This is a genomic window from Catenulispora rubra (assembly GCF_015356825.1).
Taxonomy (GTDB): domain Bacteria; phylum Actinomycetota; class Actinomycetes; order Streptomycetales; family Catenulisporaceae; genus Catenulispora; species Catenulispora rubra.
On sequence record NZ_JAACYW010000179.1, the window covers coordinates 1 to 23,568 of the forward strand.

Here is a 23,568-nt window from a genome sequence, read left to right on the forward strand (position 1 = left end):
GCCCCAGCCCGCGCCCCCATGCCAGACTGGACCAGTGCCGCTGACCGTATCGATCCTGGGCCCCCTCGAGATCCGCGTCGACGGCGCGCCGGTGGCCCTCGGCGGCGCGCGTCTGCGTACCCTGATGTCTCGGCTCGCGCTGGATGCGGGGCGTGCGGTCAGCGTCTCGGCGCTCGTCGACGCGTTGTGGGCCGATGAGCCTCCCGAAGGTGCGGCGAACGCGCTTCAGTCGCTGATCTCGCGTGTGCGCAAGGTGCTTGGCGATCCCGCGCTGCTCGCTGCCGCGCCCGGCGGTTACCGGCTCGCGATCGCGCCCGAGTCGGTGGACGCCATGCGCTTCGAGACGTTGTCGCGCTCGGGGCGTGAGGCGCTGCGTGCCGACGATCCCTCGGCAGCCCGTGCGACGTTGCGCGAAGCCCTCGCGCTCTGGCGTGGCCCGGCTTTGGCCGACGTGGCCGACGCCGCATTCGCTATAGCACCGGCCGCGCGGCTGGACGAGCTGCGGCTCGCCGCGCTGACCGATCGCCTGGACGCCGAGCTGCGTCTGGGGCAGGCCGCCGAGGCGCTGGCCGAGCTCGAAGCGCTCAGCGCGGAGCACCCGTTGCGCGAGAACATCGCCGCGCTGCATGTCAGGGCCCTGTATGCGGTGGGGCGGCAGGCCGACGCGCTGGCCGTCTACGAGCAGGTGCGGCGGGCGCTGGCCGATCAGCTCGGCATCGATCCGTCCAAGGAGCTGGCCGAGGTCCATCTCGCGGTGCTGCGCAGCGATCCCGCGCTGGCGCCACCCGCGGTGGAGCACGCGCCGCGCACGAATCTCAAGACCCGGCTGACCAGCTTCGTCGGCCGCGACGAGGAAGTGGCGCGGATCGGCAAGATGCTGGACGCCTCGCGCCTGGTGACGCTGGTCGGCCCGGGCGGCGCCGGCAAGACCCGGCTGGCCGGCGAGTCGGCGCAGCGCGTCCTGGAACGCTTCCCCGACGGCGCCTGGCTCGCCGAGCTCGCACCCGTCACCGATCCCGGCGAGGTGCCGCAGGCGGTGCTCTCGGCGCTGGGTCCGCGCGAGAGCCGGATGATGAGCAACAGCGGCTCCCCCGCCGCGGCCGCCGCCCTGCTGCGCAGCGCCGAGGACCACCTGATCGAGTCGCTGGCCGAGAAGCGGATCCTGCTCATCCTCGACAACTGCGAGCACCTGGTCGGCGCCGCCGCCGACCTAGCCGAGACGCTGCTGGGTCGCGCGCCGGGGTTGCGCGTACTGGCGACCAGCCGCGAACCGCTGACCATCGACGGCGAGAGCCTGTTCCCGGTGCCGCCGCTGGCGCTGCCGGACACGGACGGCCTCGACGAGTTCTGTATCGGGATCCGGGAATCGGAGAGCGGAGACAGAAGCGGGGGCGGGGGCGGGGGCGGAAGCAGAGCCACAGGCCCGGGCCAAGGCGCAAGCACAGGCACAGGTGCAGGCAAAGGCGCGCGCCGAGGCACAGGTGCGAGCCGAGGTGCAGATATAGGTGCAGGTGCGAGCCGAGGTGTAGGCGCGGGCTTGGGCCGAAGTGTAGGTGCAGACGCGGGCCGAGGCACAAGCGCAAGCGGCGACACACCCCCAGTCCCCCTCACCATCGCCGACACCGTCCTCGCCTACCCCGCCGTCCGCCTCTTCGCCGACCGCGCCGCGGCCGTCGTCCCCGACTTCGCCGTCGACGCCGACACCCTCCCCGACGTCATCCGCATCTGCCGCAGCCTCGACGGCCTCCCCCTGGCCATCGAACTGGCCGCCGCCCGCCTGCGCACCCTGCCCCTGCACCAGATCGCCAGCCGCCTCGGCGACCGCTTCCGGCTGCTGACCGGCGGCAGCCGCACCGCGATGCCGCGGCACCAGACGCTGCGCGCCGTCGTGGAGTGGAGCTGGGAGCTGCTCTCCGAGGACGAGCGGGACCTCGCCGAGCGCCTGGCCGTCTTCCCCGGCGGGGTCACCGCCGAGGCCGCCGCCGCGGTGACCCCCGGCCTGGACCCCGACGTCGCCTTCGACCAGCTCTGCGCGCTCGTCGACAAGTCCCTGCTGCAGGCCGTGCCGACCGAGCCCGGGCAGGATCCGCGTTTCCGCATGCTGGAGACGCTGCGCGAGTACGGCGCGGACCGGCTCAGCGGCGCCGGCCGGCTGGCCGACACCCGGCGCGCGCACGCCGCGTTCTTCCTGGACCTGGCCGAGACCGCCGAACCCCATCTGCGGCGCGGCTCGCAGATGCTGTGGCTCAAGCGCCTCAACGCCGAGCGGGACAACATCCTGGCCGCGCTGCGGTTCGCCGCCGCCGACGAGGACGCCGACACCGCCGTGCGCATCGCCGCGGCGATGACCTGGTACTGGACGCTCGGCGACCAGAACCGCGAGGGGCGCTCGTGGATGCGGGTGGCGCTGGACGTGCCGGGGCCCTCGCCGCAGGAGGCGCACGCGATCGTCACCGTGATGGAGCGGATCACGACCGTGTTCGAGGACTACCTGTGGGAGGAGATCCCGCAGCTCACCCGGGACATCGCCGACACGGTCGCGGCGCTGGACACCTTCGAGCATCCGCTGCTGGCCCTGGCCGCGGTCGTGGCGCCGATGCTCGCCGACGACCGGGAGCGGCTGGAAGCCGTGGTCGACGAGCACCTCGACCACCCGGACCCGTGGGTCGCCGCCATGCTCCACCTGATGCGCGGCATGGCGGCGGAGAACGCCGGCGTCCGCGAGCCGATGCGGGCCGATTTCGAGCGCGCCCGCGCGATCTTCGAGGAGCTCGGCGAGCGCTGGGGGCTGTCGGCCTGCCTGAACGGCATGGCCTCGATGGCGATCACCGCCGGCGACGACGCCCAGGCCCTGGAGTTGCAGACCCAGGCGCTGGACCTGATCCGCGAGATCAACGCCTACAGCAGCGCCGCGCAGATCCAGATCGGCCAGGCCCAGCTGCTCAGCCGGCTCGGGCGGCCCGACGACGCGCGCGAACTGCTCGAACAGGTCCTGCAAGGGGCGCGGAACTCGGGATCGCAGATGGGCTGCCTCGTGGCGCTGATCGGCCTGGCCGAGCACAGCCGCCAGGCCGGCGACCGCGACAAGGCCTGGTCCTACCTCCGCATGGCCGAGACCGAGTTCGCGGAGAACTGGAACGGGCCGCCGCAGCTGCTGGCGTTCCGCGAGTCCAGTGCCGCGATGCTGTACCTGGATGGCGACGAGCCCGAGCCGGCGCGCGCGGCGCTGGCCCGAGCCTTCCAGTTCAGCCTGATCACCCGCGACGTGCCGATCCAGGGCCGGATGGCGGTCGGCGCCGCCCGCTACGCCGACACCGTCGGCCGGACCGAACTCGCGATGCGGCTGCTCGGCGCGTCCGAGGGCATGGTCGGGACCCAGGACCACAGCGACAGCGAACGTGTGGCGCTGGTGAAGAAGTTCAAGGAGCACCCCGACTACGAGTCCTGCTACGCCGTCGGCAAGAACGCGGCGCGCGACGAGAACCAGGTTCTCATCGCGCGCACGCTGGGTCTGCCGGAGGATGTCGTCACCGATCCCAAGGCCGGGCTTCAGACCTTGCGGCCGTAGGCACGCAGGGCCAGCGGCATGAACACCGCGGTCAGGCCGACGATCCAGCCGAACGTCCACAGCATGTGGTTGGCCACCGGACCGCCGAGGAACAGCCCGCGCGAGACGCCGGCCAGGTGGGTGATCGGGTTGACGTTGACGAAGCCCTGCATCCAGCCGGGCAGCGTGCTGGTCTTCACGAACGTGGTGCTGCCGAAGCTCAGCGGCAGTACCACCAGGATCATGATGCCCTGCACCGCGCCCGGCGTACGGGCCACCATCCCGATGAACACCGAGACCCAGCTCATCGAAAGCGCAAACGCGACGGCCACGAGCAGCGCGGCGCCGGCCTCCAACGGGTTCGTCTGGATCCGGAAGCCCATCGCGTAGCCGACGGTCAGGGTGATGACGGCGACCAGCGCGTACCGCACGAAGTCCGCGAGCACCGCGCCGACCAGTGGTGCCGACCTGGCGATCGGCAGTGATCGGAAGCGGTCGAAGACGCCCTTGGAGATGTCGGTGTTCATGTTCACGCCGATCGCCGTGGCGCTCATCGCGATGGTCTGCGCCAGGATGCCGGGCAGCAGGTACTGCAAGTAAACCTTCTGCGATCCGGCGATCGCGCCGCCGAAGACGTAGGTGAACAGCAGCAGGAAGATCACCGGCTGGAGGGTCACGTCCAGCAGGGCTTCCGGGGTTCGCAGGGTCTTGATCAGGCTGCGCTTGGCGAGTGCGGCGCTGTGCCGGATGGTCTTGAACGGCTTGGTGCCGGCGGTCGCGGCGCCCACGGGCACGACGGTGGCGGTGGTCATGGTGAGTCCCCTCGGAGAAGTGTGTATGGGTTCTGATGTGCTGGTGCGGCGGTGCGATGCTGTGGCCGCGCGATGCTGCGGCGGTGCGGGCAGTCGTCCTACGGCGGTCAGACGCCGACCGGCGTGGACGACTCAGCGCCCTCGCGCGCGCCCTGCCCCGTAACCGCCGGAGCCCCCGGACGGTCGTCACCCACCCGCCGTCCGACCAGCGAGAAGAACACCTCGTCCAGGCTCGGCAGGTGCAGCGACAGCTCGGTCACGCCGATCCCGGCCGCCGACAGCCGGGCCACCACCTCGGTCAGGGCGGCGTCGTTCAGCACCGGCACCGACACCACGCCGGTGCGCGGCGACTCGGCCTTGTTCCCGGACACCTGCTGGAGCAGCGCCGCGGCCTCGGCCAGGCGCGCCGGGTCCAGCGGCTGCACGGTCAGGGTCTGGCCGCCGACCACGCGCTTGAGGCCCAGCGGGGTGTCGTGCGCGATCACCTGGCCGCGGTCGATCACCGTCACCTCGTCGGCCAGCGCGTCGGCCTCCTCCAGGTACTGCGTGGTGAGCAGCACCGTGGAACCCTCGGCGACGAGCCGGCGCACCACGTCCCACATGTCCTCGCGCTTGGCCGGGTCCAGGCCGGTGGTGGGCTCGTCCAGGAAGATCACCGAGGGCCGGCCGACCAGCGAGGCGGCCAGGTCCAGGCGCCGGCGCATGCCGCCGGAGTAGGTCTTGGCCGGGCGCTTGGCGGCCTCGGTGAGGTCGAACCACTCCAGCAGCTCGGCGGCGCGGGCCCGGGCGTCGCGCTTGGACAGGTCCAGCAGGCGGCCGATCAGCTCCATGTTCTCCAGGCCCGTCAGGTCCTCGTCGACCGAGGCGTACTGGCCGGTCAGGCCGATCGTGGCGCGGACCTTCTCGGCCTGCTTGGCGACGTCGTAGCCGCCGATGCGGGCGGTGCCGGCGTCGGCCTTGATCAGCGTGGCCAGGATCCGGACGCTGGTGGTCTTGCCGGCGCCGTTCGGACCCAGGACCGCGTGCACCGTGCCGGGCTTGGCGTACAGGTCGACGCCCTTGAGCGCCTTCGTGTCGCCGAAGGACTTCTGCAGACCCTCGGCCTCGATCGCGTAGGTGGTCATCGACCTGTTCCCCTCGTTGTCGTCATCGTTACGACCACGAGCATCGAGGAGGCCGCTGATAGCTCACGCACACGGCGCTGACAGCAGCTGACAGCCGCTGACGAGGGTCGGTCAGCGGCTGTCGAGGGGAGGACGAACGCGCAGCTCAGCGCGAGGGACGTCAGGTCGCGGAGATGATCCGCGCGGACAGCGCGTCCAGCTGCTTGTCGCCCCGCGCCAGGTTGTCGAAGGCCGCCGAAGCCGCGTCCGGGTTGCCGCTGGCGCCGCGCAGGGACTCAGTCGCGGCGGTGGCGAAGGCGGTCGCCGCCGACGACCACGCCTGGGAGCCGACCGCGTCCGGCATCGGCGGCACGGCGGCGATGCCCGGGTACGCCAGGCACAACGTGTTCGCCGCGCTCGCGACCGCGTCGGTGTGCCCGAGGTTGAGGGCGCTCCGCAGCGCGGCGGCATCGGCACGCAGCTTCGTCACGCTCGCGGTCGCCTGCGCCGACCAGGTGCCGATGGCGGCGGCCGTACCGGTCTCGGTGGTCACCGGCAGGGTGATGGACGTCGCGGTCCGGCACGAGGCGATCGCCGCGGAGTACACACCGGAGGTGGTGGCCCCGGTCGTGCCGGTACTGAGGTCGGCCTGCACAGGGATCTCGTGGGGCGAGCCGTTGCCTTGCGCGTTGATCCCGTTGACCACCGCACCGTCCTTCTCGACGGCCGCGGTCCACGGCGCCGAACCGTTGCCGTTGTTGGACCGGTTGGCGAGGATGCGCGCGCCGTAGCTGACGAACGCGGCGATCAGCAGCGCGCCGATCAGCGTGCCGGCCAGGACGCGCTTGGCCGGGTAGTCGACGGCCGGGTCGCGCTGGTAGCCGGGGTTCGGCTCGGCGCTCCAGGACTGCTCGGAGCCGGAACGCGGCGCCTGTTCCGGAGTGGCGGCGTAGCGGGGCGCGCCATCGCCGGGCTCGTGGAACTCGCGGCGGGGAGTGCCGGCGGCGGCTTGGGGGGCCGACGCAGTCGCGGTGGCCGCCGCAGCACCAGCACCAGCACCAGCCAAAGTATCCGCGCCAACAGCCTCTGCCGCAGAGGCGCTACTCGCGGCGGCGCTGCCATCCGGCTCAGCGGCCCCGGCGGCGACATTTCCGCTTCCCACACTCTGGCTCACGGCCGAGTCCCGAGCAGCGGCCGCCTCTGCCGGCTCCTCGTGCGGCACGTCGCGGTTCGGCTGGTCGCGCTGGTCGTCCTGGGACATCGTGAGCGCTCCGATCGGTCGCGGTCCTGTTCCTTACAAGGGCCACTGTCGGTCACGTCCGTGTTTCCCGCCGCTCTGGTCACCCCTCCGAGCGACCGCTAGGATCCCAAGCAAATGCTAGGTTGCTTCAGCGCACCCTCGGACCCGGGAGGCCGCCTTGGCCATCACCTGCACCTGCGAACCCGGCGCGGCGCATCGCGGCGTCGTCACCGTCACGGTGGACCAGCCGCCGGTCAACGCCCTGCCGGTGGCCGGCTGGTTCGCGCTCGCCGAGGCCGTGCGCGCCGCCGGTCAGGACCCTGAGACCCGAGTAGTCATCCTGCGCGCCGAGGGCCGCGGTTTCAATGCCGGCGTGGACATCAAGGAGATGCAGAACACCCCCGGGTTCGACGCGCTGCTGGGCGCCAACGCCGGCTGCGCGGCCGCGTTCGCCGCCGTCTACGACTGCCCGGTGCCGGTGATCGCCGAGGTCGCGGGGTTCTGCGTCGGCGGCGGGATCGGGCTGGTGGGCAACGCGGACAGCATCGTGGCCAGCGACGACGCCTACTTCGGGCTCCCGGAGGTGGACCGGGGCGCGCTCGGCGCGGCCACGCATCTGGGGCGGCTCGTGCCGCAGCACTACCTGCGGACCATGTATTACACGGCGCGCACCGTCTCGGCGCAGCGGCTGCTGGAGTTCGGCTCGGTCTGGGACGTGGTGCCGCGCGAGAAGCTGCACGAGACCGCCCTGGAGCTGGCCGCCGAGATCGCCGCCAAGCATCCGGCGGTGATCCGGGCCGCCAAGGCCGCGCTGAACGGCATCGACCCGGTCGACGTCAAGCGCTCCTACCGCTTCGAGCAGGGCTTCACCTTCGAGATCAACCTGGCCGGGGTGGCCGACGAGGAACGCGACAAGTTCGTGGCCGAGAAGGAAGGCGGGGCGTGAGCATGCGCGACAAGCGGATGACCGTCGACGACGTGGTCGCCGAGCTGCGCGACGGCGACGTCGTCGGCATCGGCGGCTGGGGCTCGCGGCGCAAACCGATGGCGCTGGTGACCGCGATCGCCAAGTCCAGCCTGAAGGACCTGACCGTCGTGTCCTACGGCGGCCCGGACGTCGGCATGCTCTGCGCGACCGGCAAGGTGCGCAAGGCGGTCTACGGCTTCGTATCCCTGGACTCGATCCCCCTGGACCCGCACTTCCGCAAAGCCCGCCAGGAAGGCGATATCGAGGTATCAGAGTTCGATGAAGGCGCGCTCCAGTGGGGCCTCTACGCCGCCGCGCTGCGCCTGCCCTTCCTGCCCACCCGCGCCGGCCTCGGCACCGACGTCATGCGCAACAACCGCGACCTGCGGACCGTCGACTCGCCCTACGACGACGGCGAGAAGCTGCTGGCGATGCCCGCGATCCACCTGGACGTCGCCCTGGTCCACCTGAACCGCGCCGACAGGTACGGCAACACCCAGTATCTGGGCCCTGACATCTACTTTGACGACCTCTACTGCCTGGCGGCCAAGAAGCGCTACGTCTCCTGCGAGCGCATCGTCGACACCGCCGAGCTCCTGGCCGCCGGGCCGCCGCAATCGTTGAAGATCAACCGGATGATGGTGGACGGGGTGGTCGAGGCACCCGGCGGCGCCGGCTTCACCAGCTGCGTCCCGGACTACGGCCGCGACGAGGCGGCGCAGGCGGCCTACGCGAGCGGCGACGTCTTCGTGGAGGCGAGCCGATGAGCGACGTGACGCCTGCCGAGACCCCTACCCGCGCAGAGATCTGCACCCGCGCCGAAATCTGTGTGGCCGCCTGCGCCGAAGCCTGGCGCGGCGACGGCGAGATCATCGCCTCCCCGATGGGCCTGATCCCGGCGCTCGGCGCCCGGCTGGCCAAGCTGACCTTCGCGCCCGGCCTGATGCTCTCCGACGGCGACGCGAACTACCTGACGGATCCTACGGGCACTGATTCCCACGTCGAGGCGCACATCCCCTACCGCCAGCTGTTCGACTTCGTCTGGCACGGCTCGCGTCACGTGATGATGGGCGCCAGCCAGCTGGACAAGTTCGGCAACCAGAACATCTCCGCCATCGGCACCGACTTCGCCCGGCCCAAGGCGCAGCTGATCGGCGTGCGCGGCGCGCCGGGCAACACCGTGAACCACCCGACGAGCTACTGGATCGCCAACCACTCCCCCAAGGTGTTCGTGGAGAAGGTGGACGTCGTCTCAGGGCTCGGATACGACCGGGCGCGCGGCGTGGGGCACCCGGCGCGGTTCCACGAGCTGCGCCGGGTGGTGACGAACCTGGCGGTCTTCGACTTCCAGACCCCGGACCACCGGATGCGCGTCCGCTCGATCCATCCCGGCGTCACGATCGACGAGGTGGTCGACGCGACCGGCTTCGTCCTGATCGGGACCGACAGGGGGCGGATAGAGGCGACCCCGGAGCCGGACGCCGAGGCGCTGCGACTGATCCGCGAGGTCCTGGATCCGGACAACACCCGCGAGCGCGAAGTCCCTTCCGCGAGAACCGGAAGGCGATGAGGCGCACATGCTGGAGCAGCGGATCCGCACCCGGTGGACGGAGCTCGTGGGCGTCCGGCACCCGATCGTGCAGACCGGCATGGGCTGGGTCGCCGGTCCGCACCTGGTGACCGCGACGGCGAAGGCCGGGGCGCTGGGGATCCTGGCCTCGGCGACGATGTCCTTCGACGAGCTGGCCGCGGCGATCCGCGAGGTGAAGGAGCGTACTGATGCGCCCTTCGGGGTGAATCTGAGGGCTGACGCCGCCGACGCCGGCGAGCGCGTGGACCTGCTGATCAAGGAGGGCGTGCGGGTCGCGTCCTTCGCGCTGGCGCCGAAGCGGGAGCTGATCGCGAAGCTGAAGGACGCCGGGACCGTCGTGGTGCCGTCGATCGGGGCGAAGCGGCACGCCGAAAAGGTCGCGGCGTGGGGCGTGGACGCGGTGGTGGTGCAGGGCGGCGAGGGCGGCGGGCACACCGGCGGCGTCGCGACCAGCCTGCTGCTGCCGCAGATCACGGCGGCGGTGGACATCCCGGTGCTGGCGGCCGGCGGGTTCTTCGACGGCCGCGGGCTGGCGGCGGCGCTGGCGTACGGGGCCGAGGGCGTGGCGATGGGCACGCGGTTCCTGCTGACGTCGGACTCGCGGGTCCCGGAGGCGGTGAAGGCGCTGTATCTGGCGGCGGACGTGAACGGGACCGTCGCGACGCCGAAGATCGACGGCGTACCGCACCGGGTGCTGCGGACCGGGCTCGTGGAGCAGATCGAGCGCTCGGGCCGGGTCGGCTCGCTCGTACGCTCGGCGCGCAACGGGCTGGCGTTCAAGAAGATGACCGGCATGTCCCTGCGCGCGATGGCGAAGGACGGCCTGGCCATGCGCAAGCACTACGGCCTGCGTTTAGGACAGGTCGTGATGGCCGCGAACACCCCGATGCTGCTGAAGGCCGGGCTGGTGCGCGGCGATCCGGCGGCCGGGGTGCTCTCGTCCGGCCAGGTCGTCGGGCTGATCGAGGACCTGCCGAGCTGCGAGGAGCTGGTCGACCGGATCGTCGCCGAGGCGGTGGCGGCGCTGGCCGGCGCGTCGGCGACGGTAGTGGGCTAACTTGGCGGATATGAGTTACGACACCCCCGCGAGCACGGTCCGCCTCCGGCCGATCACGCTCGCCGACTGTGACATCGCCGAGGCCAACCCGGAGACCCCGGAGAACGAGCCGTACAGCTTCTACGGGTACACCGCGCCGGACCGGATGCGGCGGACCGTGGAATCGGGCGACGCGTACCAGAAGTGGGGCGATCTGACCGGCCGGCTCTCCGTCGAGGCGAACGGCGAGTACATCGGCCACGTGAGCTGGCACCCGGTCCACTACGGCCCGATCCCGGCACCGGGCCTGAACTTCGGCATCGGCCTGATCTCGGCCGCGCGCGGCAAGGGCTACGGCTCCGAGGCGCAGCGGCTGCTGGTCGCGTACCTGTTCGCGAACACGACGGTGAACCGCCTGGAGGCCTCGACCGACGTGGAGAACATCGCCGAACAGCGGTCCTTGGAGAAGGCCGGACTGCTGCGCGAGGGCATCACCCGCGGCTGCCACTTCCGCGCCGGCGAGTACCGCGACATGGCGGTTTACGGCATCACCCGCGCCGACTTCGAGCAGGCACTGGCCGATGCCAGCACCACCAAGGTCCGCACCGGCTTCACCGCCTGACGCGAATCTGTCGGCGGCCGGACGGATAATCCAGCCATGCGCGCGTCTCGACTCGTCTCCCTGCTCCTGCTGCTGCAGACCCGGGGACGGATGACGGCCCAGCAACTCGCCGACCAGCTGGAGGTCTCGGTCCGCACCATCTACCGGGACGTCGAGTCGCTGCACGAGGCCGGCATCCCGCTCTACGGCGACGCCGGCCCGGCCGGCGGCTACCAGCTGCTGGCCGGCTACCGCACCCGCCTGACCGGCCTGTCGGCGGACGAAGCGCAGGCCATGTTCCTGGCCGCGCTGCCGGGACCGGCGGCCGAGCTCGGGCTCGGCTCGGTGATGGCCGCCGCGCAGCTGAAGGTGAAGGCCGCGCTGCCGCCGGAGCTGGCCGACCGCAGCGGCCGCATCCAGGAGCGCTTCCTGCTCGACGCGCCCGGCTGGTACGACGACGGGGACACCAGCCCGTTCCTGCCGGCGGTCGCCGAGGCGGTGTGGAACCAGCGGCGGATCAGGGTCCTGTATCGGCGCTGGACGGAGCCGACGGAGGTCGAGCGGACACTGGCGCCGTACGGCATCGTGCTGAAGACGGGGAAGTGGTACACGGTCGCGGAGTCGGCGGGGCGGGTCAACACCTTCCGGGTGAATCAGATCCTTGAGCTGACCACGCTGGAGGACGAGGACTCGCGCTTCGAGCGCCCGGCCGACTTCGACCTCGGCGCGTACTGGTCGCAGCAGGTCGCGGAGTTCCGGACCCGGCTGATCCAGGGCGAGGCGATGATCCGGCTCTCACCGGACGGCCGCCGGCGGCTGGAGGAGGTCATGGCGGCGGACGTGGTCAACGCGGTGAACGCCAGCGCCGAGGACGACCACGAACGCGCGGGGTGGGTGAAGGCGACGGTGCCGATCGAGTCCCTGACCCACGCGCACGGCCAGTTCCTGGCACTGGGGGCCGGGGTCGAGGTGCTGGCGCCGACGAATCTGCGGGAGCAGATCGCGGAGACGGCCGCCGGGTTGGCTCGGATGTACGCGAGGGGCGAGTAGGTCGGGCACGGTCAGGCACAGTCAGGCACGGCCAGGCACGGTCGGACGGCAGCGCGGCTACGGCAGGATGTCAGCGCCCTGAGTGTCCCAGGCGATGTAGAGCGGGTCGGCCGGGCCGAGGACTTCCTCGTCGAACGACCACTCGCTGTCGTCCGCGGTGGTCGGCGCCGAACACGCCGGGGTGGTGTTGACCGGCGCCGAGACCTGGTACGCGTCCGCGACCCGCGCCGCCACCACCGCCGCGGCCGCCCCGACCGGCACCGCCGCCAGGACCACGGCGGAGACGAGCAGGACACCGAGTGCGAAGCGGCGCCGCACTGACTTCGGGACACGCAAAGGAAACCACCCCTGGCTTCGGAAAGCTTGAGCGTCGGCATCCCTGCGCCTGCCATACCAACACGCTGCGGCGAGACGGTCAAGCCGTGGTGGTCAGGCCCGAGCGTCGGCGTCGACCAGCTGCCGAACGAACACCCGCACCACCGGCCCGACCTCCGGCGCGAACTTCCGGTTCGGATTCGGATAGTCCACGGCCGGGTCGGGGACGCCCTTGCGGCCATGGTGCGGTAGGCGTCGAACGCTCCCTGCGCGAAGAAGTTGAAGTCGATGCCCGCGCCGCCGGGGTGGTGGCCGGGTCCGCCGAGGCCGGCCGTGCCGGACCCGAGCTTGTCGTAGCGCAGCGAGGAGACGCCAGCGCCTTGGCGAAGTTCAGATTCGTGTCCACCGAACCCCTGCGACCTGCGCACACGAAGAAGCCCGGCACCGGTCAGAAACCAGTCCCGACCTCGGAGACCCCAAGCGCCGCCTCAGCCGCGCGCCGCGGCCTCGTACTCGGCCCGCAGCTTCGGCGTCAGGTTCGCCCGCAGCGCGTCGCCCTCGTAGTGGTCCAGCACCCGCTGGTCCATCACCCTGCGCCAGACCGGCGGGAACAACGCCACCACGATCATCGTCGCGTAGCCGCCGGGCAGCTGCGGCGCCTCGTCGAACGAGCGCAGCACCTGGTACCGGCGGTTCGGGTACGCGTGGTGGTCGCTGTGCCGCTGGAGCTGGTAGAGGAACACGTTCGTCGACAGCCGGTCGCTGTTCCAGCTGTGCACCGGCTCGACCTTCTCGTACCGTCCGCTCTCAGTACGCTGACGAAGCAGGCCGTAGTGCTCCAGGTAGTTCACGATCTCCAGCAGCGAGAAGCCGAACACCATCTGCAGCAGCAGGAACGGCAGCACGCCGACCCCGAGCCACACCGTCAGCGCCGCGAACAGCAGGACCGTCATCAGCCACGCGTTCAGCAAGTCGTTCCGCAGCGTCCACGGCGACCGCTTGCGCAGCCGGTGCTTCTTCGTCTCCAGTGACCAGGCCGACTTCAGCGAGCCCCACACGGTGCGCGGCCAGAACTGGTAGAAGGACTCCCCCAGCCGCGCCGACGCCGGGTCCTCCGGCGTCGCGACCCGCACGTGGTGCCCGCGGTTGTGCTCCACATAGAAGTGCCCGTAGCCGGACGGCGCCAGCGCGATCTTCGACAGCCAGCGCTCCACTTCCTCGCGCTTGTGGCCGAGTTCGTGCGCGGTGTTGATGGCGATGCCGGTCACGATGCCGACCGTGACGACGATGCCGACCTTCGACGCCGGGTTCACGTGCGGCTGGCTCCAGACCCACGCGCCGAGCACCAGCGACCCGAACTGCAGGGGCAGGTACAGGAACGTGAGCACCCGGTAGTACCAGGCCGACTGGAGCTGCGCCTCGCGCTCGACCGGCGGGTTGCCGGCGTCCTCGCCGATCAGCCAGTCGCCGACCGGCACCACCACGTACACCAGGAACGGCGTCAGGTACCAGGCCAGCGCGTTGTCGAAGCGGTGCCACAGGCCGTAGCCGACGTACGGGAGGACCGGCACCACCAGGGCCAGCGGCCACAGGTACCGTTTGCCGTCCTGCCAGGCCTGCGTCTCCGGTCGCAGGCCGGTGGAACCGAGGGTCGACGCCGACATAGCCACAGCCTCCCGCTGCTCAGCACGCTTTCGGGGGAATCCACTATTGGATCCCTTGCACAATGAGAGTGGCACGCATCACACTGCAGGGCAAGGGTCCAACTTGACAGGAGAGCCATGAATGACAAGCCCTCGCCCCCGTGGTTCGGCGGGGTGATCCTCGGTTGCCTCGCTCTGGCCACCGTATGGATCCTCACATACACCCTCTCCCCGCTTCCCGGACAACACGCGCTCGGCGGATGGAACTACGCGATCGTGGGCGTTTTCATCAGCCTGTTCATCGGCCTGTCGATGCTGTGGCACGGGGACCCGCTGGAGAAGAAGCGGCAAGAGGTGCGGGCTGCGCGGCTCGGGAAATCAGGGCTCGAACGCTGATGGGCCTCCGCGCCCGATGGACGCGAAGACCCGTTTGTGCTGTGGCTATGCCAAATCCGCGATGGAGGACGATGTCCGGCTTGCTATGCGGTTACCACCAGACCGGCTGACCGTCGTCGTAACCGCCGCGGCAGATGCCGAATCCAGGCGCGATCTCCTCGACCTGGCCGCCGGAGCTGATGCAGCCGTAAATGGAAACCCGGGGATGCACTTGCGTGACCGGTGAGCCCGCGGTGGGAGTGGTGGCCGCGCCGGCGGCAGCGGCCGGGACCAGAGCGACGCCGGCCGCGAAAGTGGTGCCGACGGCAAGCATGGCGAGCTTCCTCATGCGAGTACTCCTTCGAGTGATCGACCAGGCACAAAGGGTGCCCTAAGAAGGCTCGCACGATCACCCGGGGGTCGGCGCACCCCGATACCTCCGCGTGGGTGATCACCCGCAACTGAAAGCCAGGTCAGGCCATGTACGCCAAGTCAGACCGGCGGCGATGAGATCAGGAGTTGTCGCACTGCGACTGGCTGATGTCCTTGCTGCCGCCGAACTGCTGCTGCTCCTGGATGGAGGTCCCGAGCACCGCCGCGACCCCCTGCAGCTGGTACGCGATACGGAAGCTGCCCGCCTTGCACGGCTGCGTGATGTTGATGTCCGTATAGTCCGGCCCCGGGATGCCGGTGTACGCGCGGGCGTCGCCGTCGTTCGTCCACGGGCTGCTGCCGTCCTTGCGGTACTGGAGCTGCAGGACCAACGAGGTCTGCTTCGGCGGCGTGACGCACTTGATGGCGACCGTCGACAGCACTTCCTTGTTCAACGGCCGCGGGTCGTCCGCGATTTTGACGTTGCAGTCGTACTCGGTGGCGGTCACCTTGAAGTGATGCCCCGAGCTGGTCGTCGGCCGCACGATGAGAAACAGCAGCAGCACCACTGCGGCGACGGCGGCACCGGCTTTCATGTTCGTACTCATCGCTATTCAGCGTACTGCCGGGGATCAGCGCGGTCACGGGCTTGGCGGAACTGATAAGCGTCACAGATCGCACACGATTCGGCGAACATTTCCCGACCGGCACGACGGTGCAGTTCAGAGCCTTTCGATGATGGTGACGTTCGCCTGCCCGCCGCCCTCGCACATCGTCTGCAGGCCGTACCGGCCGCCGGTGCGCTCCAACTCGTGCAGCAGCGTCGTCATCAAGCGCGCTCCGGTGGCGCCGAGCGGGTGTCCCAGCGCGATCGCGCCGCCGTTGACGTTCACCTTGGATGGATCCGCCCCGGTCTCCTTCGCCCACGCCAGAACGACCGGCACGAAGGCCTCGTTGATCTCGACGAGATCGATGCCGTCCAGCGTCATGCCGGCTTTGCGCAAAGCGTGCTCAGTGGCCGGAATCGGCGCGGTGAGCATGTAGATCGGGTCTGCGCCGCGGACCGACATGTGGTGGATCCGAGCGCGTGGCGTGAGCCCGTGCGTCCGTACCGCGTCCTCGGAGGCGATGAGCAGTGCGGCGGATGCATCAGAGATCTGCGATGACACCGCGGCGGTCAACCGGCCGCCCTCGACGAGCGTCCGCAGGCCCGCCATGGCGTCCTTCGACGTGTCCCGCCGCGGGCCCTCGTCGACCGCGAACCCTTCGTACGGCACGATCTCGCGCTCGAACCGTCCCTCGTCGATCGCCGCCAGCGCGCGCCGGTGCGACTCCAGCGCGAAGTCCTCCATCGCGTCCCGCGAGACGTCCCACTTCTCGGCGATCAGCTCGGCCGCGTGGAACTGCGACACCGGCTGGTCGCCGTACCGCGCCTTCCAGCCCTTCGATCCGGAGAACGGATCCGTGATGCCGAACTGCGTCGCGACCGTCATCGCCGCGGCGATCGGGATCTGCGACATGTTCTGCACGCCGCCGGCCACCACGAGATCGGCCGTCCCGCTCATGACCGCCTGGGCCGCGAAGTGCACGGCCTGCTGTGAGGATCCGCACTGCCGGTCCACGGTCACGCCGGGCACCTCCTCGGGGAGCCCGGCGGCCAACCACGCGGTGCGCGCGATGTCACCGGCCTGTGTCCCGATGGTGTCGACGCAACCGAACACGACGTCGTCCACGGCCGCCGGATCCACGCCGGCGGCGGCCACGACGGCCTTGATGACGTGCGCTCCCAGGTCGGCCGGATGCGCCGTGGACAGTGCGCCCTTCTTGCGCCCGACCGCGGTTCGCCGTGCCTCGACTATGTAGGCCTCAGCCATGCGTGCGTCACCCTCCCTGCCGACTACTGCTGGTCCCTTACCGCTGGTCCTTTACTACCGGTCCCTGCTCTGGAACCCTTCGAGGATCATCGAGAGGTACTGCGCCGAGACCGCCTCGGCGGTGAGCTTGCCGCCGGGCACGTACCAGCGCACTGCGACCCACACGGTGTCGCGCACGAAGCGGTAGGCCATGGTGGCGTCCAGATCGGAGCGGAACGCGCCGGAGGCGATCCCCTTCTCCAGCGTGCCGAGCCAGATCTCGCGGAACTCGCGGTCGGTGTCGTCCAGGTAGGCGAAGCGCGGCGACTGGCGCAGCTGCTTGGCTTCGTTCTGGTAGAGCGCGATCGCCGCATGGCTGCGGTCGATGGCCTGGAAGGAGGCGTCGACCAGCTGCTCGAAGGCGCGGCGCGGATCGCCCTCGCGCTCGATGATCGCGCGGTAGTCGCGGAACAGCTCGTCCAGGAAGGTCCGCAGGATCTCGTCCGCCATCGTCTCCTTGGAGTCGAAGTGGTGGTAGAGGCTCCCGGACAGGATTCCGGCGGCGTCGGCGATGTCGCGCACCGTCGTGTTCTTGTAGCCGCGCTCGGCGAACAGGCCTGCGGCGAGGGTCAGCAGCTCGGCTCGGCGGTCGGAGTTCGTGGGTTTAGGCATGTTGGCTCGAAACGGAGAGGACTTCACCGGTCAGGTAGGAGGCATAGTCGCTTGCCAGGAACACCATGGCATTCGCGACCTCCCACGGCTCGGCGGCGCGCCCGAACGCCTCGCGGGCGGTCAGCTCGGCGAGCAGTTCGTCGGTCGTGACCTTGGCCAGGAACGGGTGCATGGCCAGCGAGGGCGCGACGGCGTTCACCCGGACACCGTAGACGGCGGCGTCCAGGGCCGAGCAGCGGGTCAGCGCCATGACCCCGGCTTTCGCGGCGGCGTAGTGCGCCTGGCCTTCCTGCGCGCGCCAACCGACGACCGAGGCGTTGTTCACGATCGCTCCGCCGGAGCCCTGGTCGCGCATGCGGCGCAGGGCCGCGCGGGTGCAGCGGAAGGTGCCGTTCAGGGTGACGTCCAGGACGCGCAGCCACTGTTCGTCGGTCATGTCCAGGACGGAGGCGGTGCCGCCGAGGCCGGCGTTGTTGATCAGGACGTCCAGGCTGCCGAAGCGCTCAACAGCGCCGTCGATCAGGGCTTGGACATGCTCTTCGCGGGTGACGTCGCAGACGATGGCGTGCACCGAGTCCTCGTCGAAATCCTTGGCCAGCGCCGCGCGGGTGTCTTCCAGGCGGCGTTCGTGGTGGTCGCTGACGACGACACGGGCGCCCTCTTCGAGGCAGCGGCGCGCGGCGGCGGCGCCGATGCCGGTTCCGGCGGCGGCGGTGACCGCCACGTTCTTTCCCGCGAGGAGGTTGTGGCCCTCCACATACAAAGGCACGGTCACGCGCGCGGCTCCTTCGGCAGGCCGAGGACGCGCTCGGCGATGACAGTGCGCTGGATCTCGTCGGATCCGCCGTAGATGGTGTCGGCGCGGCTGAACAACCAGAGCCGCTGCCATTCGTCGAGGTCGTAGTCCGGACCGGTGACGGTGCCCGCCACGCCGAGCACGTCCATCGCCAGCTCGCCGAGGTCGCGGTGCCACCGGGCCCAGACCAGCTTGGCGATCGAGGCCTCGGGGCCGGGCGTGCCGTCGGCGAGGCCGGTCATGGATCGCAGGGCGTTGAGGCGCATCACGTCCAGACCGATGCTGGCGCGGGTGAGGCGGTCCAGGATGAGCGGGTCGTCGAGGGCGCCGTTGGCTCTCGCAGCCGCGATGACGCCGTCCAACTCACGCCGGAAGCCGATCTGCTGCCCGAGCGTCGAGACGCCGCGCTCGAATCCGAGCGTGGCCATCGCGATCTTCCAGCCGTTGTCGACACCCCCGACGACGTTCGCGGCGTCGGTGCGGGCGTCGGTGAAGTAGACCTCGTTGAACTCCGAGGTCTTATTCAGTTGGAGGATCGGGCGGACCTCGACGCCGGGCTGCTTCATCGGGACCAGGAGGTATGACAGACCTCGATGTTTCGGCTTGGAGGGGTCGGTGCGCGCGAGGACGAAGCACCAGTCGGCCAGGTGCGCCAGCGACGTCCAGACCTTCTGGCCGTTGAGGATCCACTCGGTGCCGTCCTCGGAGAGCACGGCCGTGGTCTTGACGTTGGCCAGATCCGAGCCGGCGTCGGGTTCGGAGTAGCCCTGACACCAGAGCTCTGTCACGCTGCGGATACCCGGCAGGAAGCGCTGTTTCTGCTCCTCGGTGCCGTAGGCGATGAGAGTGGGGCCGAGGAGTTGTTCGCCGATGTGGCTGACGCGGATCGGGGCGTCGGCGCGGGCGTACTCCTCGTGGAAGATCACCTGCTGGGCAACGCCGGCGGCGCGGCCTCCGTACTCCTTGGGCCAGTCCAGGCAGGTCCAGCCGTGCGCTGCGAGATGGCGGTCCCATGCGACGCGGACGTCGAAGGCCTCGTGTTCGCGTCCCGGACCGCCCAGGCCTTTGGCCTCGGCGAACTCGCCGGTGAGGTGGTCGTGGAGCCAGGACCGGATGTCGGCACGGAACGCCTCGTCCTCGGCGGTATAGGTCAGGTCCACGTACTCTACCCTACCAATCGTTTGCTTGGTACGGTAGGCCGCGTGGACTTGAGCTTCAGCGCGGCCGAGGAGGCGTTCCGAGCAGCGGTGCGGACCTGGCTGGCCGTACACCTGCCGGCCGAGCCGCTGCCGTCGATGGACACCGCCGAGGGCTTCGAGGCGCATCGGCGGTGGGAGCGGGAGCTGTACGACGAGCGGTACTCGGTGGTCTCGTGGCCGGCCGAGTACGGCGGACGCGGCGCCTCGATCACCGAGTGGCTGGTCTTCGAGGAGGAGTACTGGGCCGCCGGCGCGCCGGGGCGGGTGTCGCAGAACGGGATCAACCTGCTGGCGCCGTCGATGCTGGACCACGGCAGCGCCGCGCAGAAGGCGCGGTTCCTGCCCGCTATGGCCTCCGGCGAGCAGATCTGGGCGCAGGTGTGGTCCGAGCCGGAGGCCGGTTCGGACCTGGCCGCGCTGCGTTCGACGGCAGTGCGGGCGTCGTCGGACGACGGCTGGCTGCTGTCGGGGCAGAAGACGTGGTCCTCGCGCGCGAGCTTCGCGGACTGGGGTTTCGGGCTGTTCCGCAGCGACCCGGCCGCGGAGCGTCATCGAGGGCTGACGTACTTCCTGTTCCCGCTGACCGCGCCGGGCATCACGGTCCGGCCGATCCCGCAGTTCGACGGCGAGCCGGGCTTCGCGGAGCTGTTCTTCGACTCGGTGTACGTGCCGGACACGGACGTGCTCGGCGCGGTCGGCGAGGGCTGGAAGGTCACGATGGCCACCGCGGGCAAGGAGCGCGGGCTGTATCTGCGGTCGCCGGGGCGGTTCATGGCCACGGCCGCGCGCCTGGTCGCGTTGTGGCGGGCGGCGGGACGGCCGACCGAGTTCCGGGACCGCGTCGCCGAGGCGTGGATCGGGGCGCGGGCGTACCGGCTGGCGACGTTCGAGACGGCGGCGCGGATCGCGGACGGCGGCACGCTCGGGGCCGAGACGAGCGTGAACAAGCTGTTCTGGTCAGAGCTGGACCTGGCGATGCACGAGACGGCGCTGGACCTGCTCGGGCCGGACGCGGAGCTGCTGGACTCGGCGGGTATGGACTCGGCGTGGATGGACGGGTACTTGTTCGCGCTGGCCGGGCCGATCTACGCCGGGACGAACGAGGTGCAGCGGAATGTGGTGGCCGAGCGGGTGCTGGGGTTGCCAAGGGGGGCACGGTGAGATTCGCTCTGACTGAGGAGCAACGCGACTTCCGTGATGCGGTCGACTCCTTGCTGCGAGATGCGAACGGGATTGCCGCAGCTCGCGCCTGGGCCGCCGGGGACACCAAGCCGGGCCTCGCAATCTGGCGCGGGCTGGCCGCGATCGGCATGCACTCCCTCGCCGGCGAGTACCCGGTCGAGCTGTGCGCCGCGATCGAGCGCGTCGGCTACCACGCGGCCCCCGGTCCGTACCCGGAATCGCTCGCCGTCGCGACCGCGCATCCCGAAGCGCGGGAGCAGCTGGCCGCCGGCGCCATCGCCACCACGGCCGTTCCGCCGATCGCGCCCTACGCCCCGAATGCCGACATCGCAGACCTCTGCATTCCTCCCGCCGATCCGCAGCCGGTCGCCTCGCTCGACCCGGCCCGGTCGCTCTTCCCGGTCTCCGGCCTGCCCCCGCACCCCGACCTCGTCTTCGACACCGCCGCGCTCCTCACCGCCGCGCAGCTCCTCGGCCTCGGCCGTGCGGCGCTCGACATGACCGTCGCCTATGCCAAGCAGCGCGTGCAGTACGGCCACGCGATCGGCGAGTACCAGGCCGTCAAGCACCGCCTTGCCGACGCGCACACCGGCCTGGAGTTCGCGCGTCCGCTCGTGTTCGCCGCCGCGCTCAGCGCCGACCCCGGCGACGTCTCGGCCGCGAAGGCCGCCGCGAGCGACGCCGCGTACCGCGCCGCGCGTGCCGCGCTCCAGCTCCACGGGGCCATCGGCTACACCGACGAGTACGACCTGTCCGTCTACTTCAAGAAGATCAGGGCCCTGCACTCCGCTTGGGGAAGCCCCTCCTTCCACCGCGATCGGCTGCTCCGCCATATCGGAGACCTCTGATATTCACCCCTTAGTGGTGCAGTGGGTACATGTCCCTCACATTGCGAGCAAGTCTCGCGGCGGCCGCGCTGGCAGCGGCCGCCGCGGTACCGGTCAGCGCCTCGACGGCCTCCGCAGCCGCGAGCCCCGGCCATTACGACCACGTCTTCGTCATCGTCGAGGAGAACCACGGCTTCACCGACGTGATCGGCAACCCGGCCGCCCCGAACCTGAACGCCCTGGCGAAGCAGTACGGCATCGCCACCGACTACACCGGCGTCTCGCACCCGAGCGAGCCGAACTACGTCGGGCTGCTCGGTGGCGACACCTTCAATGTCACCAGCGACAACGCCTACTACACGCAGAAGGTCGCCCAGCCGAGCCTGATCTCGCAGCTCGACGCGAAGCACCTGCCGTGGAAGGCGTACCTGCAGAGCCTCCCCCACGCCGGCTATCAGGGCATCTGCTTCCCCGCCAACTGCAACGGCGCGCCGGACAAGGACCCGCTGTACGTCTCCAAGCACGACGGCATCCAGAACTTCACCACCTCCGACAACCCGCGCAACTGGAACAACCAGGTCCCCGCCGACCAGCTGGACCGGGACCTGGCCTCCGGTACCGTCCCGGCCTTCGGCTGGGTGATTCCCGACGAGTGCCACGACCAGCACGGCGACCCGCCGTACTGCCTGGACTCCGGCAACGTCGACAACGGCGCCCCGGCCACCGCCGACCCGCAGGACCAGCGCCTGGTCGCGACCGGCGACGCCTACCTCGGCGGGCTGGTGCAGAAGATCACCTCGGCCTCGTTCTGGGCCAAGGGCAACAACGCGATCGCCATCACCTACGACGAGGGCGACGACAGCGCCGGCGGCGGCGGTCAGGTCGCGACGGTGCTGGTGACCAGCCACGGCCCGCGCGCCGCGCAGGACGCCACGCCGTACAACCACTACTCGCTGCTGGACACCATCGAGCAGAACTTCGCCGTGGGCTGCCTGGCGCACGCGTGCGACGCCACCACCCGGCCGCTCACGCCGCTGCTGACGCCGACCGGCAGCGCGGCGCGGGCCTACCGCGCGCTCCCGGTGCCGAGCTACGCGACGCCGACCCCGATACCGACCGAGCCGGTCACCACCGTCAAGACCCTGATCAACCAGAACGGCTGGGCCGTCCAGCCCGCGCCGTACATCGGCACCGGGGACAACACGTTCGGCGCCGTCGCGGCCGTCTCGAAGAACGACGTGTGGGCCGTCGGCAACTACCTGCCGGACGTCGCGACCTCGAACCAGGACGCCACCCTGACGATGGCCGCGCACTTCGACGGCACGAAGTGGACGTCCACCCCGACCCCGAACCCCGGCCCGAACTTCGGCACCCTGTTCGGTGTCGCGGCGGTGCCGGGTAAGGCGTGGGCGGTCGGCGTCGCGCTCGGCGCTGACTTCCTGCCGCACAGCGTCATCGAGGCCTGGAACGGCAGCGCGTGGAGCGTGGTGCCCGCGCCGAAGCTGAACGCGCAGCGCGACATCCTGTACTCGGCGACCGCGGTCAACGGCCACGACGTGTGGGCCGCCGGGATCCAGCAGAACCGCGCCGGCACGTTCGGCACGCTGATCGAGCACTTCGACGGGACCATGTGGTCGGTGGTGCCGGCGCCGAACCCGGGCGCCTTCGGCAACCAGCTGTTCGGCATCAGCGCCGACGGCCCGGACTCGGTCTACGCGGTCGGGCAGCGGGACGACGCGCACTCGGACACGCCGCTGGTCCTGCACTGGGACGGCCGGTGCTGGAGCGAGGTGCGGATTCCGGGGGTCGACGCGGCGCTGCTGCAGAGCGTGAGCGTGAAGGACGGCGAGGTGTGGGCCGTGGGCCAGACGGACGACAACACGCACCAGGCGGTCCCGTTCGTGGAGCACTTCGCGCACGGCGTGTGGAGCGCGCAGACGGCGGCGCAGCTCGGCGCACCTTTCAGCGACGTGACCGCCGTCACGGCGACCGGCAAGGGCGACGCCTGGCTCGCCGGCACCGCCTACTCCAACGCCGCCGGCAAGCAGGTCCCGCTGCTGGCGCGCCACGACGCAACCGGCTGGCACCCGGTCGCGCCGCCGGACCCGGGCAGCGGCGACACCGTGTTCGGCGGACTGAGCGCGGCCGGCGGGCAGGTGTGGGCGGTCGGGTTCGCGAAGACGGACACGGGGCGGAGTCCGCTGGTCGAGTTGCATCAGGGCTGAGTCGGGCTGAGCTGAGATGTCGGCCGGGTGGGCAGCCGAAGAGTTCGGCTGCCTGCCCGGCCGCCGCCGATAAAATCACCGCACCGCCACCCCGCACCACCGCCACCGCACCCCTCGCCGCACCGCACCACACCACCGCCGCACCGCCTCGCCTCGCCACAC

General features: G+C 70.6%; 21 protein-coding genes and 1 pseudogene. 11 read left to right on the forward strand and 11 right to left on the reverse strand.

Annotated elements, in window-relative coordinates; translation table 11 throughout:
* The first annotated feature begins 34 nt into the window (after positions 1-34).
* Positions 35-3,568, forward strand: a complete 3,534-nt coding sequence (locus GWK61_RS35490) for an AfsR/SARP family transcriptional regulator (protein ID WP_194916079.1) — start codon at positions 35-37, stop codon at positions 3,566-3,568.
* On the opposite strand, the gene GWK61_RS35495 is transcribed toward GWK61_RS35490, so the two are convergent.
* From GWK61_RS35495 to GWK61_RS35505, 3 genes are all read right to left on the reverse strand, one after another.
* Positions 3,550-4,359: an ABC transporter permease gene (locus tag GWK61_RS35495; protein WP_194916080.1), complete on the reverse strand. Its 810-nt coding sequence runs from the start codon at positions 4,357-4,359 to the stop codon at positions 3,550-3,552. The two genes, GWK61_RS35490 and GWK61_RS35495, sit on opposite strands and share 19 nt — an antisense overlap.
* Positions 4,360-4,466: 107 nt before the next feature.
* Complete coding sequence (locus GWK61_RS35500; protein WP_194916081.1) at positions 4,467-5,483, reverse strand: ATP-binding cassette domain-containing protein; 1,017 nt, start codon at positions 5,481-5,483, stop codon at positions 4,467-4,469.
* A gap of 160 nt (positions 5,484-5,643) precedes the next feature.
* Entirely contained in the window at positions 5,644-6,723 is a 1,080-nt protein-coding gene (locus GWK61_RS35505) for a hypothetical protein (RefSeq protein ID WP_194916082.1), read from the reverse strand.
* 157 nt (positions 6,724-6,880) lie between these two features.
* Between GWK61_RS35505 and GWK61_RS35510 the strand changes: the two genes are divergently transcribed.
* From GWK61_RS35510 to GWK61_RS35535, 6 genes are read left to right on the forward strand one after another with little or no spacing between them, the layout of a single operon-like run.
* A complete protein-coding gene (locus GWK61_RS35510; protein ID WP_194916083.1) occupies positions 6,881-7,648 on the forward strand; it encodes an enoyl-CoA hydratase family protein in 768 nt (255 codons plus the stop codon).
* Between the two features lie 2 nt (positions 7,649-7,650).
* Complete coding sequence (locus GWK61_RS35515) at positions 7,651-8,436, forward strand: CoA transferase subunit A (RefSeq protein ID WP_194916100.1); 786 nt, start codon at positions 7,651-7,653, stop codon at positions 8,434-8,436.
* On the forward strand, positions 8,433-9,239 hold the full coding sequence (locus GWK61_RS35520; RefSeq protein ID WP_194916084.1) for a CoA-transferase subunit beta: 807 nt from the start codon (positions 8,433-8,435) through the stop codon (positions 9,237-9,239). The genes GWK61_RS35515 and GWK61_RS35520 overlap by 4 nt, the downstream gene beginning before the upstream one ends.
* A gap of 7 nt (positions 9,240-9,246) precedes the next feature.
* Positions 9,247-10,317 carry an NAD(P)H-dependent flavin oxidoreductase gene (locus GWK61_RS35525; protein WP_194916085.1) on the forward strand — a complete coding sequence of 357 codons (1,071 nt, stop codon included), beginning with the start codon at positions 9,247-9,249 and terminating at the stop codon, positions 10,315-10,317.
* A gap of 10 nt (positions 10,318-10,327) precedes the next feature.
* Positions 10,328-10,918 carry a GNAT family N-acetyltransferase gene (locus GWK61_RS35530; protein WP_194916086.1) on the forward strand — a complete coding sequence of 197 codons (591 nt, stop codon included), beginning with the start codon at positions 10,328-10,330 and terminating at the stop codon, positions 10,916-10,918.
* A 36-nt stretch (positions 10,919-10,954) separates the two neighbouring features.
* Positions 10,955-11,947, forward strand: coding sequence for a helix-turn-helix transcriptional regulator (locus GWK61_RS35535; RefSeq protein WP_194916087.1), 993 nt, complete (start codon positions 10,955-10,957; stop codon positions 11,945-11,947).
* 57 nt (positions 11,948-12,004) lie between these two features.
* On the opposite strand, the gene GWK61_RS35540 is transcribed toward GWK61_RS35535, so the two are convergent.
* Both GWK61_RS35540 and GWK61_RS35545 read right to left on the reverse strand, forming a co-directional pair.
* Positions 12,005-12,283 carry a hypothetical protein gene (locus GWK61_RS35540; protein WP_194916088.1) on the reverse strand — a complete coding sequence of 93 codons (279 nt, stop codon included), beginning with the start codon at positions 12,281-12,283 and terminating at the stop codon, positions 12,005-12,007.
* A gap of 467 nt (positions 12,284-12,750) precedes the next feature.
* Complete coding sequence (locus GWK61_RS35545; protein WP_194916089.1) at positions 12,751-13,926, reverse strand: alkane 1-monooxygenase; 1,176 nt, start codon at positions 13,924-13,926, stop codon at positions 12,751-12,753.
* 114 nt (positions 13,927-14,040) lie between these two features.
* Between GWK61_RS35545 and GWK61_RS35550 the strand changes: the two are divergent.
* Positions 14,041-14,301: pseudogene (locus GWK61_RS35550) on the forward strand (cell division protein CrgA); the annotation flags it as partial.
* A gap of 91 nt (positions 14,302-14,392) precedes the next feature.
* Here the strand turns inward: GWK61_RS35550 and GWK61_RS35555 are convergent.
* From GWK61_RS35555 to GWK61_RS35580, 6 genes are all read right to left on the reverse strand, one after another.
* Entirely contained in the window at positions 14,393-14,629 is a 237-nt protein-coding gene (locus tag GWK61_RS35555) for a hypothetical protein (protein WP_194916091.1), read from the reverse strand.
* A gap of 163 nt (positions 14,630-14,792) precedes the next feature.
* Positions 14,793-15,260 carry a hypothetical protein gene (locus GWK61_RS35560; RefSeq protein ID WP_194916092.1) on the reverse strand — a complete coding sequence of 156 codons (468 nt, stop codon included), beginning with the start codon at positions 15,258-15,260 and terminating at the stop codon, positions 14,793-14,795.
* Positions 15,261-15,374: 114 nt separating this feature from the next.
* Positions 15,375-16,526: an acetyl-CoA C-acetyltransferase gene (locus tag GWK61_RS35565; protein WP_194916093.1), complete on the reverse strand. Its 1,152-nt coding sequence runs from the start codon at positions 16,524-16,526 to the stop codon at positions 15,375-15,377.
* Between the two features lie 54 nt (positions 16,527-16,580).
* Positions 16,581-17,177 (reverse strand): TetR/AcrR family transcriptional regulator, encoded by a 597-nt coding sequence (locus tag GWK61_RS35570; protein WP_194916094.1) that lies wholly within the window; start codon positions 17,175-17,177, stop codon positions 16,581-16,583.
* On the reverse strand, positions 17,170-17,952 hold the full coding sequence (locus GWK61_RS35575) for an SDR family oxidoreductase (RefSeq protein WP_194916095.1): 783 nt from the start codon (positions 17,950-17,952) through the stop codon (positions 17,170-17,172). The genes GWK61_RS35570 and GWK61_RS35575 overlap by 8 nt, the downstream gene beginning before the upstream one ends.
* The gene (locus GWK61_RS35580; protein WP_194916096.1) at positions 17,949-19,133 is read right to left on the reverse strand and encodes an acyl-CoA dehydrogenase family protein; all 1,185 of its coding nucleotides are present in this window, start codon (positions 19,131-19,133) and stop codon (positions 17,949-17,951) included. The genes GWK61_RS35575 and GWK61_RS35580 overlap by 4 nt, the downstream gene beginning before the upstream one ends.
* Before the next feature lie 42 nt (positions 19,134-19,175).
* Here GWK61_RS35580 and GWK61_RS35585 point away from each other — a divergent pair, with 42 nt between their 5' ends.
* The 3 genes from GWK61_RS35585 to GWK61_RS35595 are packed head-to-tail and all read left to right on the forward strand — an operon-like array spanning position 19,176 to position 23,406.
* Positions 19,176-20,333, forward strand: coding sequence for an acyl-CoA dehydrogenase family protein (locus tag GWK61_RS35585; RefSeq protein WP_194916097.1), 1,158 nt, complete (start codon positions 19,176-19,178; stop codon positions 20,331-20,333).
* Complete coding sequence (locus tag GWK61_RS35590) at positions 20,330-21,202, forward strand: acyl-CoA dehydrogenase family protein (protein ID WP_194916098.1); 873 nt, start codon at positions 20,330-20,332, stop codon at positions 21,200-21,202. Before GWK61_RS35585 ends, GWK61_RS35590 begins: the two co-directional genes overlap by 4 nt.
* A gap of 29 nt (positions 21,203-21,231) precedes the next feature.
* Positions 21,232-23,406 (forward strand): alkaline phosphatase family protein, encoded by a 2,175-nt coding sequence (locus GWK61_RS35595; RefSeq protein WP_194916099.1) that lies wholly within the window; start codon positions 21,232-21,234, stop codon positions 23,404-23,406.
* Positions 23,407-23,568 lie beyond the last annotated feature (162 nt).

What these genes read in the sequence shown, in the direction of transcription:
- GWK61_RS35495 (WP_194916080.1), bottom strand. Translation starts at nt 4,359, where the DNA reads ATGACCACCGCCACCGTCGTGCCCGTGGGCGCCGCGACCGCCGGCACC.
- GWK61_RS35500 (WP_194916081.1), bottom strand. Translation starts at nt 5,483, where the DNA reads ATGACCACCTACGCGATCGAGGCCGAGGGTCTGCAGAAGTCCTTCGGC.
- GWK61_RS35505 (WP_194916082.1), bottom strand. Translation starts at nt 6,723, where the DNA reads ATGTCCCAGGACGACCAGCGCGACCAGCCGAACCGCGACGTGCCGCAC.
- GWK61_RS35515 (WP_194916100.1), top strand. Translation starts at nt 7,651, where the DNA reads ATGCGCGACAAGCGGATGACCGTCGACGACGTGGTCGCCGAGCTGCGC.
- GWK61_RS35520 (WP_194916084.1), top strand. Translation starts at nt 8,433, where the DNA reads ATGAGCGACGTGACGCCTGCCGAGACCCCTACCCGCGCAGAGATCTGC.
- GWK61_RS35525 (WP_194916085.1), top strand. Translation starts at nt 9,247, where the DNA reads ATGCTGGAGCAGCGGATCCGCACCCGGTGGACGGAGCTCGTGGGCGTC.
- GWK61_RS35530 (WP_194916086.1), top strand. Translation starts at nt 10,328, where the DNA reads ATGAGTTACGACACCCCCGCGAGCACGGTCCGCCTCCGGCCGATCACG.
- GWK61_RS35535 (WP_194916087.1), top strand. Translation starts at nt 10,955, where the DNA reads ATGCGCGCGTCTCGACTCGTCTCCCTGCTCCTGCTGCTGCAGACCCGG.
- GWK61_RS35545 (WP_194916089.1), bottom strand. Translation starts at nt 13,926, where the DNA reads ATGTCGGCGTCGACCCTCGGTTCCACCGGCCTGCGACCGGAGACGCAG.
- GWK61_RS35555 (WP_194916091.1), bottom strand. Translation starts at nt 14,629, where the DNA reads ATGAGGAAGCTCGCCATGCTTGCCGTCGGCACCACTTTCGCGGCCGGC.
- GWK61_RS35560 (WP_194916092.1), bottom strand. Translation starts at nt 15,260, where the DNA reads ATGAGTACGAACATGAAAGCCGGTGCCGCCGTCGCCGCAGTGGTGCTG.
- GWK61_RS35565 (WP_194916093.1), bottom strand. Translation starts at nt 16,526, where the DNA reads ATGGCTGAGGCCTACATAGTCGAGGCACGGCGAACCGCGGTCGGGCGC.
- GWK61_RS35570 (WP_194916094.1), bottom strand. Translation starts at nt 17,177, where the DNA reads ATGCCTAAACCCACGAACTCCGACCGCCGAGCCGAGCTGCTGACCCTC.
- GWK61_RS35595 (WP_194916099.1), top strand. Translation starts at nt 21,232, where the DNA reads ATGTCCCTCACATTGCGAGCAAGTCTCGCGGCGGCCGCGCTGGCAGCG.